General features: G+C 63.1%; 13 protein-coding genes. 12 read left to right on the top strand and 1 reads right to left on the bottom strand.

The features are described 5' to 3' along the window. Positions 1-30 precede the first annotated feature (30 nt). The 11 genes from QOH60_RS13035 (at position 31) to QOH60_RS12985 (ending at position 9,985) form a co-directional block, all read left to right on the top strand. Entirely contained in the window at positions 31-1,221 is a 1,191-nt protein-coding gene (locus QOH60_RS13035) for a glycosyltransferase family 4 protein (RefSeq protein WP_526420885.1), read from the top strand. Between the two features lie 236 nt (positions 1,222-1,457). Further along, positions 1,458-1,931 (top strand): ATP synthase subunit I, encoded by a 474-nt coding sequence (locus QOH60_RS13030; protein WP_526420883.1) that lies wholly within the window; start codon positions 1,458-1,460, stop codon positions 1,929-1,931. Then, positions 1,924-2,682, top strand: a complete 759-nt coding sequence (gene atpB / locus QOH60_RS13025) for a F0F1 ATP synthase subunit A (protein WP_526420881.1) — start codon at positions 1,924-1,926, stop codon at positions 2,680-2,682. The genes QOH60_RS13030 and atpB overlap by 8 nt, the downstream gene beginning before the upstream one ends. Before the next feature lie 83 nt (positions 2,683-2,765). Next, entirely contained in the window at positions 2,766-3,002 is a 237-nt protein-coding gene (locus QOH60_RS13020; protein ID WP_526420922.1) for a F0F1 ATP synthase subunit C, read from the top strand. Positions 3,003-3,011: 9 nt separating this feature from the next. Beyond that, a complete protein-coding gene (locus tag QOH60_RS13015; RefSeq protein WP_526420879.1) occupies positions 3,012-3,518 on the top strand; it encodes a F0F1 ATP synthase subunit B in 507 nt (168 codons plus the stop codon). Positions 3,519-3,520: 2 nt separating this feature from the next. Continuing rightward, entirely contained in the window at positions 3,521-4,864 is a 1,344-nt protein-coding gene (locus QOH60_RS13010; protein ID WP_526420877.1) for a F0F1 ATP synthase subunit B/delta, read from the top strand. 48 nt (positions 4,865-4,912) lie between these two features. Further along, positions 4,913-6,565, top strand: a complete 1,653-nt coding sequence (gene atpA, locus QOH60_RS13005; protein ID WP_526420875.1) for a F0F1 ATP synthase subunit alpha — start codon at positions 4,913-4,915, stop codon at positions 6,563-6,565. A 7-nt stretch (positions 6,566-6,572) separates the two neighbouring features. Then, a complete protein-coding gene (locus tag QOH60_RS13000; RefSeq protein WP_526420873.1) occupies positions 6,573-7,502 on the top strand; it encodes a F0F1 ATP synthase subunit gamma in 930 nt (309 codons plus the stop codon). Positions 7,503-7,532: 30 nt separating this feature from the next. Further along, on the top strand, positions 7,533-9,149 hold the full coding sequence (atpD, locus tag QOH60_RS12995) for a F0F1 ATP synthase subunit beta (RefSeq protein WP_526420871.1): 1,617 nt from the start codon (positions 7,533-7,535) through the stop codon (positions 9,147-9,149). 8 nt (positions 9,150-9,157) lie between these two features. Further along, positions 9,158-9,529, top strand: a complete 372-nt coding sequence (locus QOH60_RS12990; RefSeq protein ID WP_526420869.1) for a F0F1 ATP synthase subunit epsilon — start codon at positions 9,158-9,160, stop codon at positions 9,527-9,529. A 12-nt stretch (positions 9,530-9,541) separates the two neighbouring features. After that, complete coding sequence (locus QOH60_RS12985; RefSeq protein ID WP_526420867.1) at positions 9,542-9,985, top strand: DUF2550 family protein; 444 nt, start codon at positions 9,542-9,544, stop codon at positions 9,983-9,985. Positions 9,986-9,995: 10 nt separating this feature from the next. Here the strand turns inward: QOH60_RS12985 and QOH60_RS12980 are convergent, their stop codons facing one another. Continuing rightward, positions 9,996-10,574, bottom strand: coding sequence for a cob(I)yrinic acid a,c-diamide adenosyltransferase (locus tag QOH60_RS12980; protein ID WP_526420865.1), 579 nt, complete (start codon positions 10,572-10,574; stop codon positions 9,996-9,998). 110 nt (positions 10,575-10,684) lie between these two features. On the opposite strand from QOH60_RS12980, the gene murA reads away from it, so the two are divergent. Beyond that, the gene (gene murA, locus QOH60_RS12975) at positions 10,685-11,941 is read left to right on the top strand and encodes a UDP-N-acetylglucosamine 1-carboxyvinyltransferase (protein WP_526420863.1); all 1,257 of its coding nucleotides are present in this window, start codon (positions 10,685-10,687) and stop codon (positions 11,939-11,941) included. Positions 11,942-12,139: the final 198 nt, after the last annotated feature.

Below are 12,139 nucleotides of genomic sequence, written 5' to 3'. Positions count from 1 at the left end.
CGTCTCAGCTTCGTCGGTTACCGTTCATCGGTGGTGAGCAATGCTGTGTTTCTAGCCGACGGCGTGCTCGCCCTCAACGAGCGGGGCGCGGGTGTGCCGCTGCGTGAGCTCGCCCTGGTTGGCCTGACGGCGGCGATCATCACCTACTTCTGCACCGGGTGGGTCCGGGTGTTCGCGACCCGGGTGGGTGCCGTGGCGATTCCACGCGAACGCGATGTGCATGAGCAGCCGATCCCTCGCATGGGCGGGTTGGCGATGTACACGGGCGTTCTCGCGGCGGTGCTCGTCGCCTCCCAGCTGCCCGCGCTGACGCGCGGTTTCGTGTACTCGTCGGGTATGCCCGCGGTACTGGTCGCGGGCGGAATCATCATGGGAATCGGGCTGATTGACGACAAATGGGGACTTGATGCGCTGACGAAGTTCGCGGGGCAGATCACCGCGGCCAGCGTGCTGGTGACGATGGGCGTGGCGTGGAGCGTCATCTACATTCCCGTGGACGCGATCGGCACGCTCGTGCTGGACCAGGTGTCCTCGATCCTTCTGACGCTTGCTCTGACGGTGGCGATCGTCAACGCGATGAACTTCGTCGACGGTCTGGACGGCCTGGCCGCGGGCCTGGGCTTGATCACCGCGTTGGCCATCTGCATCTTCTCGGTGGGTCTGCTGCGCGATCACGGCGGCGACGTGTTGTTCTACCCTCCCGCGGTGATCTCGGTGGTGCTCGCCGGCGCATGTCTTGGCTTCCTGCCGCACAACTTTCACCCCGCCAAGATCTTCATGGGCGACTCCGGGTCGATGCTCATCGGGCTGATGCTCGCCGCGGCATCCACCACGGCGGCCGGGCCGATCTCGCAAAGCGCCTACGGCGCGCGCGACGCCTTCGCGCTGCTGTCGCCGTTCCTGTTGGTGGTCGCTGTGATGTTCGTGCCGGCGCTGGACATGATGTTGGCGATTGTCCGCCGCACACGGGCGGGGCGAAGCCCGTTCAGTCCGGACAAGATGCACCTGCACCACCGGTTGCTGCAGATCGGCCATTCCCACCGCCGAGTCGTGCTCTTGATTTACCTCTGGGTCGGCATCGTCGCGTTCGGGACCGCGAGCACGATTTTCTTCGATCCGCGCTATGCCGGCGCCGTGATGCTGGGGGCCATCGTGGTGGCGATCGTGGTGACCGTGGTGCCACTCCTGAAGCGCGGCAGGGAGCTGTACGACGACAAGTAGTAGGTACGTGATTTGGGCCACCCACCATGTGGTACGGTGCTGGTAGAGCCCGGAAGTACCACCGCGGGTTGCCGGCCAACCGGCCCGCCGGAGACCTCTTCGGAGAGCCGAGAACGACCGACAAAGGGAGATGCCCCTTGGGTGATTCCAGCGCGCCTGCGACCCTCAGTTACGCTCGGCGCAATCACTGGATATCAATCAGGCCACTCTCAGACACGCGGGATTGAGGTAGCAAGGTGACGACGCCAGCGCAAGACGCGCCGTTGGTGTTTCCATCTGTTGCGTTTCGGCCTGTTCGGCTCCTGCTGCTGTGCGTTGCGCTGACCGCAGTGGCGGTCGGAGCGGCCGCATGGCTCGGGCACATGGCCTTCGGCTGGTTCTTCGGACTCGGACTCGGTCTGGGTTTGGTCAACGCGCTGCTGGTGCAGCGTTCGGTGGAAGCGATCACCGCCGAGGCGCATCCATTGAAGCGAAAGATGGCGCTGAACTCCGCCACCAGGCTTCTGATCATGACGGTCGCCGGGCTGACGATTGCGTACCTGTTCCGGCCCATGGGGTTGGGTGTCGTGTTCGGGATGGCGCTGTTTCAGGTGCTGCTGGTATTCACCACGGCCATGCCGGTGATGAAGGCATTGCGCAGCAACGCATCCGATGAGAACGACGAGCCGCTTGCGCGAAGAGCAGAAGGCGAGGCTGCACAGCATGATTGAGTCTGTCCTGGCAGCCGGCGACGTCGAGGTCGGCCAGCACGACACCCGGACGTGGTTCGGCTTTTTGTCCGTCAACGTCGACACAGTGACGGCCACCGCGATCGCCGGCGTGATCGTGATCGGACTGGCTTTCTTCCTGCGCGCGAAGGTCACATCGTCGGGTGTGCCCGGTGGGGTGCAGCTGTTCTGGGAGGCGCTGACCATACAGATGCGCGACCAGATCGAGGCGACCGTCGGGATGAAGGTGGCCCCGTTCGTGTTGCCGCTCGCCGTAACGCTGTTCGCATTCATCTTGATTGCGAACTGGCTCTCCGTCTTGCCGGTTCAATACGAACACGACGGACAGCCCCACGAACTGCTGGCACCGCCGGCCGCCGACATCAACTTCGTTCTGGCGCTCGCCCTGTTTGTGTTTTTCGCCTATCACGCAGCGGGCATCCGGCGGCGCGGAATCATCGGGCATCCCCTGAAGGTGATCAAGGGACACGTCGCGTTCATGGCACCGATCAATATCGTCGAGGAACTCGCGAAGCCAATTTCGCTGTCGCTCCGGCTTTTCGGCAACATCTTCGCCGGCGGCATCCTGGTGACGCTTATCGCGGCGCTGATGCCGGCGTACATCCTGTGGCTGCCCAATGCGATCTGGAAGACCTTCGACTTGTTCGTCGGTGCCATCCAAGCGTTCATCTTCGCGCTGTTGACGATTCTGTACTTCAGCCAGTCAATGGAGCTTGAGGACGAACATGACTGACTGCCTTCATGTGGCAAACCAAGTTCGACAAACTCTGGTAGGCCGCCTACCAGCTATCAAGGAGGATAAAAATGGCTGCTGAAATGATTGGTGCCGGTGCCCTCATCGGCGGTGGGTTAATCATGGCCGGCGGTGCCATCGGCGCCGGTATCGGTGACGGTATCGCCGGTAACGCGTTGATCGCGGGCATCGCCCGTCAGCCGGAAGCCCAGGGCCGGCTGTTCACACCGTTCTTCATCACCGTCGGTCTGGTCGAGGCGGCCTACTTCATCAACTTGGCGTTCATGGCGCTGTTCGTATTTGCCACTCCGGTCAAGTAGTTCGGCGCGATGAGTGACCTCAGCGTGACAGTCCTGGCGGCCGGAGGGGGACAGTCGAACTTTCTGGTCCCCAACGGCACCTTCTTCGTCGTGTTGCTCATCTTCTTGATCGTGCTCGGCGTAATCACTAAGTGGGTAGTGCCCCCGATCACGAGGGTGCTGCGTGAGCGCGACGAGATGGTCGCGAAAACCAATGAGAACAGCCGCGAAGCGGACAAGCAATCCGCTGCTGCCGATGCGGACTACCTCGCGGCGATGGCGGCAGCCCGTCGTGAGGCATCTGGGATTCGCGACGATGCGCGCGCCGAAGGTCGCCAAATACTCGATGAGATGAAGACGCGCGCCTCGGAAGAGTCGAACACGGCCCTGCAGAAGGCGTCAGAAGATCTCAAGCAGCAGGCCGAGGGGATCACCGGCGACCTCCAGTCGTCGATGGCAACGCTCGCATCGACGTTGGCGACCCGAGTTGTCGGTGTCGATGTCGGGCGCAAGACCGCAGCGAAGGCGAGGCGATAACCATGTCAACCTTCCTCGGACAGCTCGTCGGGTTCGCGATTATCGTGTTCATCATCTGGAAATACGTCGTGCCTCCTGTGCGCAAGATGATGGTCACCCGCCAGGACACGGTGCGAAAGCAGCTCGAGGACAGTGCCATCGCGCAAAAGCGGCTCGCGGAAGCCAAGCAGACTCACGACGCGGCGATGCGGAAAGCCGACGAGGACGCCAAGCGCGTCGTCGACGAGGCACGCGCGGACGCGAAGAGCATCAGCGAGCAGCTACACGCTCAGGCCGACGTCGAGGTCGAACGCGTCAAAATCCAAGGCCAGCAACACATTCAACTGCTTCGTTCACAGTTCATCCGTCAGCTCCGGCAAGACCTCGGCAGCGAAGCCGTCCAGAGGGCGACCGAACTGATCCGCGAGCACGTCTCCGATTCCGATGCTCAGTCGGCAACAGTTGACCGCTTCCTCGACGATCTCGATGCGATGGCACCGTCGACCGTGAGCATCGACGACCCAGCGACGACGAAACTTCGGGCGGCCAGCCGGGAGGCGTTGACCGCTCTGATCGAGAAGTTCGACGATGTGACGTCAGACCTCACCGTCAAGGACTTGGAAACCCTCGCAGAGGATTTGGCCGCCACGGCATCGCTGTTGAGCCGCGAGTCCATCCTTGCCAGGCACCTCGCGGACCCGGCGAGTGGCGGGCCCCCCAAGGAGCGGCTTCTGGAAGCGGTGCTGAGCGGCAAGATCGGCGATCCCGCGCTCCAGGTCCTCAAGGGGGCGGTCTCGGGGCGGTGGTCGTCCGATGCGAACCTGATCGACGCCATCGAACACGTGGCCCGGTTGGCACTGCTTCTTCGCGGCGAACGGGGCCGGCACGCCGACGAGGTCGAGGAACAGCTGTTCTGGTTCGGCCGCATCCTGGATTCAGAGCCGCAGCTGACGACCTTGCTCGGCGACTACACGCAGCCTGCTGATGGTCGGGTGCAGCTGCTGAAGAACGTGCTCAGCCACAGCAGGGACGTGAATCCAACCACCGAGGCACTGCTCGTGCAGACGGTGGAGCTGTTTCGGCACGGCCGCGACCGAGCCGACGTGGAAGTCGCCGACCTTGCGCAGCTGGCGGTTTCCCGCCGCGGCGAGATCGTCGCACACGCCAAGGCTGCTGCCGAACTCAGCAGCGGCCAGCGCACCAGATTGACCGAGGTACTGAGCCGCATCTACGGACAGGACGTCTCCGTTCAACTGGAGATCGATCCGTCCTTGCTCGGTGGTCTCGAAGTGTCCGTCGGCGACGAGGTGATCGACGGATCGATCTCCTCACGGCTGGCGGAAGCCCGCAACCGGCTGCCCGACTGACCTCAACACCGACCGAGACCCACACCGAAGGCAGGAAGACGAAAGATAATGGCAGAGTTGACGATTTCGCCAGACGACATCCAGGGCGCGATCGAGGAGTACGTCTCCAGCTTCAAAGCCGACACGGCGCGTGAGGAGGTCGGCACCGTCATCGACGCCGGTGACGGCATCGCTCACATCGAGGGCCTGCCGTCGGTGATGACGCAGGAGATCCTCGAGTTCGAAGACGGGGTGCTCGGCGTCGCGCTGAACCTCGACGAACACGACGTCGGCGCGGTGATCCTCGGCAACTTCGAGAAGATCGCACAGGGTCAGCAGGTCAAGCGCACCGGCGAGGTGCTGTCGGTGCCCGTCGGTGACGCGTTCATGGGGCGCGTGATCAATCCACTGGGCCAGCCCATCGACGGTCGGGGTGACATCGACACGGACACCCGGCGCGCATTGGAGATCCAGGCGCCATCGGTGGTACAGCGCCAAGGCGTCAAAGAGCCTCTGCAGACCGGCATTAAGGCCATCGACGCGATGACCCCGATCGGCCGGGGGCAGCGGCAGTTGATCATCGGCGACCGCAAGACCGGCAAGACCGCGATCTGCGTGGACACCATCCTCAACCAGCGCCAGGCCTGGGAGAGCGGTGACGAGCAGCAGCAGGTGCGCTGCGTGTACGTGGCCATCGGCCAGAAGGGCACCACGATCGCCAGCGTGCACAACAAGCTGGACGAGGGTGGCGCGATGGACTACACCACGATCGTCGCCGCGCCCGCGTCGGATTCTGCCGGCTTCAAATGGCTTGCGCCGTATACCGGCTCGGCCATTGCGCAGCACTGGATGTACGAGGGCAAGCATGTGCTGATCGTGTTCGACGACCTGTCGAAGCAGGCGGAGGCGTATCGCGCGATTTCGCTGCTGCTGCGCCGGCCGCCGGGACGCGAGGCCTACCCGGGCGACGTCTTCTATCTGCACTCGCGGCTCCTGGAACGCTGCGCCAAGCTGTCCGACGAGATCGGCGGTGGTTCCCTGACGGGCCTTCCGATCATCGAGACAAAGGCCAACGACATCTCCGCCTACATCCCCACCAACGTCATCTCGATCACCGACGGCCAGTGCTTCCTGGAGAGCGACCTGTTCAACCAGGGCGTGCGGCCCGCGATCAACGTCGGTGTGTCGGTATCCCGGGTTGGTGGCGCCGCCCAGATCAAGGCGATGAAGGAAGTGGCAGGATCGCTGCGCCTGGATCTCTCGCAATACCGCGAGCTCGAGTCGTTCGCGTCGTTCGCGTCCGACCTCGACGAGACCACCAAGAAGCAGCTCGACCGCGGCGAGCGATTGGTGGAGTTGCTCAAGCAGCCTCAACAGCAGCCGTTGCCCGTCGAGGAGCAGGTCGTCGCGATCTTCCTCGGCACCAAAGGGCACCTCGACTCGATTCCCGCGGCCGACGTTCATCGATTCGAAGGGGAATTCCTCGATCACTTGCGCGGCTCTGACGACGAAATCCTCTCCGACATCAGGGAATCCAAGACACTGTCGGACGAGACGGCCGACAAGCTCGAGGAGGCGATCAACCAGTTCAAGAGAGGCTTCGACACGTCGGACGGCAGCTCCGCGGTCCCCGACGAGGGTGTCGAGGCCATGGACGAGGAAGACGTCGAGAAAGAGTCGGTCAAGGTGCGTAAACCACCACCACCGAAGAAGAAGAGCTAGATCGCCAATGGCTGCAACACTTCGCGAGCTACGCGGGCGAATCCGGTCCGCGCAGTCGATCAAGAAGATCACCAAGGCGCAGGAGATGATCGCGACTTCGCGTATCGCGAAGGCGCAGGCACGCGTTCAAGCGGCACGGCCGTACAACGCCGAGATCACCAACATGCTGACCAACCTCGCCTCGGCCTCCGCGCTGGACCACCCTCTGTTGGTCGCGCGCGAAGAGCCCAAACGCGCGGGTGTGTTGGTGGTGTCGTCGGATCGTGGTCTGTGCGGTGCGTACAACGCCAATGTGTTCCGCCGGTCAGAGGAGCTGTTCTCCCTTCTGCGGGACGAGGGGAAAAGGCCGATCCTCTACGTCGTCGGGCGAAAGGCATTGAATTACTACAGTTTTCGGAATTGGAACGTCGTCGAATCTTGGACCGGGTTCTCTGAGAGGCCGACCTACGAGAATGCCAAGGAGATCGCGGAGACTCTGACCGACGCGTTCAACGCAGGTGCCGATGACGATGGCGAAGACCCCGGGCCCGACGGCATTCTCGGTGTCGACGAGCTGCACATCGTGTCGACCGAGTTCAAATCGATGATGTCGCAGAATGCGGTCGCGGCACGGATCGCCCCGATGATCATCGAGTACGACGAGGACTACGATCCGTCCGAACCGCACACCCTGTTCACGTTCGAACCGGACGCGACGACGCTTTTCGAAGCGTTGCTGCCGCGGTATGTGACCACTCGGATCTTCGCGTCGCTCCTCGAGTCGGCGGCGTCGGAATCGGCATCGCGGCGTCGGGCGATGAAGTCGGCCAGCGACAACGCCGACGACCTCATCACCGACCTCACGTTGCAGGCCAACCGGGAGCGTCAGTCACAGATCACCCAGGAAATCAGTGAAATCGTCGGCGGTGCAAACGCATTAGCCGACGCCGCGAACTAAGACGTCCGAAGCTAGGAAAGCGAATACAAGATGACCGCAACTGCGCAGCGCGAGACCAAGAGCAAGGGCAACGACAAAGGCACGACCGGCCGGGTGGTACGCGTCACCGGCCCAGTGGTCGACGTGGAGTTTCCGCGCGACTCCGTGCCCCCGTTGTTCAACGCGCTACACACGGACATCGACTTCGAGGAGCTCGCCAAGACATTGACTCTTGAGGTCGCACTGCACCTCGGAGACAGCCTGGTGCGCTGCATCGCGCTGCAGCCGACGGACGGCCTGGTGCGTGGCGCCGAGGTCACCGACACCGGTGGGGCGATCTCCGTGCCCGTCGGTGACGGCACCAAGGGCCATGTGTGGAACGCCCTCGGAGTCTGCCTCGACGAAAAGGGCTACGGCGAAGACCTGGAACGGTGGGGGATTCACCGCAAGCCGCCCGCGTTCGACGAACTCGAACCCCGGACCGAGATGCTGGAGACCGGTCTGAAGGTCGTGGACCTTCTGACGCCTTACGTGCGCGGGGGCAAGATCGCACTGTTCGGCGGCGCCGGCGTGGGCAAGACGGTGTTGATTCAGGAGATGATCAACCGCATCGCGCGAAACTTCGGCGGCACTTCGGTATTTGCAGGTGTCGGTGAGCGCACCCGTGAGGGCAACGACCTCTGGGTGGAACTCGAGGAAGCCAACGTGCTGAAGGACACCGCGCTGGTGTTCGGGCAGATGGACGAGCCGCCCGGTACCCGTATGCGCGTGGCTCTCTCGGCGCTGACCATGGCGGAGTACTTCCGAGACGAGCTCGAACAGGACGTTCTTCTGTTCATCGACAACATCTTCCGCTTCACCCAGGCAGGCTCGGAGGTGTCGACACTTCTCGGCCGTATGCCCTCAGCTGTCGGTTACCAGCCCACCCTTGCCGACGAGATGGGTGAGCTGCAGGAGCGCATCACGTCGACGCGGGGACGGTCGATCACCTCCATGCAGGCGGTGTACGTGCCTGCCGACGACTACACGGACCCGGCGCCGGCGACCACGTTCGCCCACCTCGATGCCACCACGGAGCTGAGCCGAAATGTGTTCTCCAAGGGCATCTTCCCCGCGGTGGATCCGCTTGCCTCCAGTTCGACGATCCTGGACCCGTCCATCGTCGGCGACGAGCACTACCGAGTGGCGCAGGAAGTCATCCGAATCCTGCAGCGCTACAAGGACCTTCAGGACATCATCGCGATTCTCGGTATCGATGAGCTGTCGGAAGAAGACAAGCAGCTGGTCAACCGGGCCCGTCGGATCGAGCGCTTCCTGTCACAGAACATGATGGCCGCGGAGCAGTTCACCGGACAGCCGGGCTCCAATGTGCCGCTGAAGGAGACCATCGACGCGTTCGACCGGCTGACTAAGGGTGAGTTCGACCATCTGCCCGAGCAGGCGTTCTTCCTGATCGGCGGCCTGGAGGATTTGGAGAGGAAGGCCCAAAGCCTCGGCGTGAAAATGGATGAGTCCGGCGGCGACGGCGCCCCGTCCTCGTCGGACGAGGAGAAGGACGAGTCCGACGATAAGGACTCGGACGAAAAGGACTCGGACGAAAAGGACTCGGACGATGAGGGCGAGGCCGACAAGAAGGACGAAAAGAAGGACGACGACAGCGATGAGTAGGCACTGACATGGCCGACGCTGACATGGACGTCGACATCGTCGCGGTCGAGCGCGAGATCTGGTCGGGGAAAGGCACTTTCGTCTTCACCCGGACGACCTCCGGTGAGATCGGCATTCTTCCCCGACACATACCCCTGGTTGCCCAGCTGGTCGACGACGCGATGGTGCGCGTCGAGCGGGAGGGCGAGGACGACCTGCGTATCGCGGTCGACGGCGGCTTCATGTCGGTGACCGACGAAGGCGTCATCATTCTGGCGGAGTCCGCCGAATTCGAGTCTGAGATCAACGCCGATCAGGCCAGAAGCGACTCTGAGTCCGATGACCCTCGCACCGCCGCGAAGGGCCGGGCGAGATTGCGCGCGCTCGGCGAAATCGCGTAACAGCCGCCGCCTGTGAGCGCGCTGATGGCTATCATGGTCGCGCTCATCGCCGTGCTGCTGTTGGCCGTTGCGGCTTTGATGTACCGGCTGTGGAAGTTGCGCCAAGGAGGCACGGCGGCCATTTTGCGGGACATTCCGGCTGTCGGTGGACAGGGCTGGCGTCACGGCGTGATCCGTTACCGCGGAGGAGAAGCCGGGTTTTACCGGTTGTCCAGTGTGAGGTTGTGGCCGGACCGTCGGCTCACCCGGCGCGGCATCGACATCGTGTCGCGGCGGGCGCCCCGCGAGGACGAATTCGACATCATGACCGCGGAAATCGCCGTCCTCGAAATCCGGGACACCGGAGACGATCGCCGGCGCGGGTACGAGATCGCGCTCGACCGGGGGGCGCTGACCGCATTCTTGTCGTGGCTTGAATCCAGACCATCGCCACGATCGCCGCGCCGGGCGATCTAGTTCGTCAACGTCATTGCCGCGCTTGACCGCCCGGCTTCCAGAGCACATCGCCGTCCGGGTTTGCGACACGAGACAGGATGAACAACAGATCCGATAACCGGTTGAGGTACTTCGCGGGCAGCGGGCTCACAGTGTCCTGGTGTGCATGGATCGCGGCCCAAGCCGACCGCTCGGCGCGTCGGGTCACCGTCCGGGCGACGTGCAGGAGCGCCGACAGAGCCGTACCGCCCGGCAGCACAAAGGAATCAAGCGCGGGCAACGACTCATTCCACTGGTCGCACCACGCTTCCAAACGGTCGATGTAATCCTGCGTGATACGAAGAGGCGGATACTTGGGGTTTTCAACGACCGGTGTAGAGAGATCTGCGCCGGCATCGAACAGATCGTTCTGAATCTGGCGCAATATCTGAGTCATCCGCTCATTCGGAGCCCCCAGCGCAATGGCGGTTCCGATCGCGGCATTCGTCTCATCGCAGTCGGCGTACGCCACAAGCCGTGGATCGTTTTTTGTCACACGCGAAAAATCGCTCAACCCGGTGCTGCCGTCGTCACCGGTTCGTGTGTATATGCGGGTGAGATGAACTGCCATGGGTCAAACCGTACCGGCCAGACTGACTTCGGCTGTCATGTTCCTTGCCTGCGCACAGCCCTCATGTTCCTTGCGTGCGCCTGCGCACGGTGCTGTTTACACTAACCCGCGTGAGCGAGCGCTTTGTGGTGACGGGGGGCAACCGCTTATCGGGGTCAGTCGCCGTCACCGGCGCAAAGAACAGCGTGCTCAAGCTCATGGCCGCGGCTCTGCTCGCGGAAGGTACCAGCACGATCACCAACTGCCCGGACATTCTGGATGTCCCGCTGATGGCAGAGGTTCTGCGTGGTCTGGGCGCCAACGTGGAGCTCGACGGGTCGGTGGCTCGGGTCACCTCGCCGGACGAACTTAAGTACGACGCTGACTTCGCCGCGGTGAGGCAGTTCCGGGCCTCGGTATGCGTGCTCGGCCCGCTGGTGGGCCGGTGCAAACGGGCCCGGGTCGCGCTGCCGGGCGGCGACGCCATCGGATCGCGGCCGCTGGACATGCACCAGGCCGGCTTGCGGCAGCTCGGCGCCGTCTGCAACATCGAACACGGATGCGTCGTCGCATCGGCAGAACACTTGCGGGGAGCCGAGATTCAGCTCGAGTTCCCTTCGGTGGGAGCCACCGAGAACATCCTGATGGCGGCTGTACTCGCCGAGGGTGTGACAACTATTCACAACGCCGCCCGTGAGCCTGACGTCGTCGACCTGTGCACGATGCTGAGCCAGATGGGGGCGAATATCGAAGGCGCAGGCACGCCGACGATGACGATCACCGGCGTCGACCGGCTTCACCCGGCCGAGCACCGGGTCATCGGCGACCGGATCGTTGCTGCCACCTGGGGAATCGCCGCAGCGATGACGAGGGGCGATATCTCGGTGACAGGTGTTGATCCGGCGCATCTTCAGCTGGTCCTGCACAAGCTGCACGACGCCGGGGCCACAGTCACCCAGGACGACAACGGTTTTCGCGTGGTGCAGTACGAGCGGCCGAAGGCGCTCAACGTCGCGACACTGCCGTTCCCCGGCTTTCCGACAGACCTGCAGCCGATGGCGATCGGGCTCGCCTCGATCGCCGACGGCACGTCGATGATCACCGAAAACGTATTCGAGGCGCGGTTCCGGTTCGTCGAGGAGATGATCCGGCTCGGCGCCGACGCGCGCACCGACGGCCACCATGCCGTCGTGCGTGGCATCCCGCAATTGTCGAGTGCGCCGGTGTGGTCGTCAGACATTCGCGCCGGCGCGGGATTGGTGCTCGCCGGCCTGGTTGCTGATGGTGACACCGAAGTGCACGACGTGTTTCACATCGATCGCGGGTATCCGCTGTTCGTGGAGAACCTCGTCAGTCTCGGCGCCGAAATCGAGCGAGTAAACTCGTAGAAACAGCCGCGTGACCTGCGGTTTGACCTGTGTCGCACACTGGCGTACAGTGGCAGGGTTGCCTGTCGAACGGGTGTGTTGTTTGAGAACTCAATAGTGTGTTTGGTGGTTTTTGTTTGTTGTTGTTTTTTGCCATGCCCTGGTTTTCCTCGTTTGTGGGGTGTGGTGTTGTTTTTTGCCAGATGTTTCTGGTTGCTT

It is taken from the genome of Mycobacterium sp. (assembly GCF_032159765.1).
Taxonomy (GTDB): Bacteria; Actinomycetota; Actinomycetes; order Mycobacteriales; family Mycobacteriaceae; genus Mycobacterium.
This window is presented reverse-complemented; position numbering and strand designations above follow the sequence as displayed.

Coding starts and splice junctions, on each gene's coding strand:
- atpD (WP_526420871.1), top strand. CDS start 7,533: ATGACCGCAACTGCGCAGCGCGAGACCAAGAGCAAGGGCAACGACAAA.
- atpA (WP_526420875.1), top strand. CDS start 4,913: ATGGCAGAGTTGACGATTTCGCCAGACGACATCCAGGGCGCGATCGAG.
- QOH60_RS13015 (WP_526420879.1), top strand. CDS start 3,012: ATGAGTGACCTCAGCGTGACAGTCCTGGCGGCCGGAGGGGGACAGTCG.
- QOH60_RS13010 (WP_526420877.1), top strand. CDS start 3,521: ATGTCAACCTTCCTCGGACAGCTCGTCGGGTTCGCGATTATCGTGTTC.
- QOH60_RS13020 (WP_526420922.1), top strand. CDS start 2,766: ATGATTGGTGCCGGTGCCCTCATCGGCGGTGGGTTAATCATGGCCGGC.
- QOH60_RS12980 (WP_526420865.1), bottom strand. CDS start 10,574: ATGGCAGTTCATCTCACCCGCATATACACACGAACCGGTGACGACGGC.
- QOH60_RS13000 (WP_526420873.1), top strand. CDS start 6,573: ATGGCTGCAACACTTCGCGAGCTACGCGGGCGAATCCGGTCCGCGCAG.
- QOH60_RS12990 (WP_526420869.1), top strand. CDS start 9,158: ATGGCCGACGCTGACATGGACGTCGACATCGTCGCGGTCGAGCGCGAG.
- atpB (WP_526420881.1), top strand. CDS start 1,924: ATGATTGAGTCTGTCCTGGCAGCCGGCGACGTCGAGGTCGGCCAGCAC.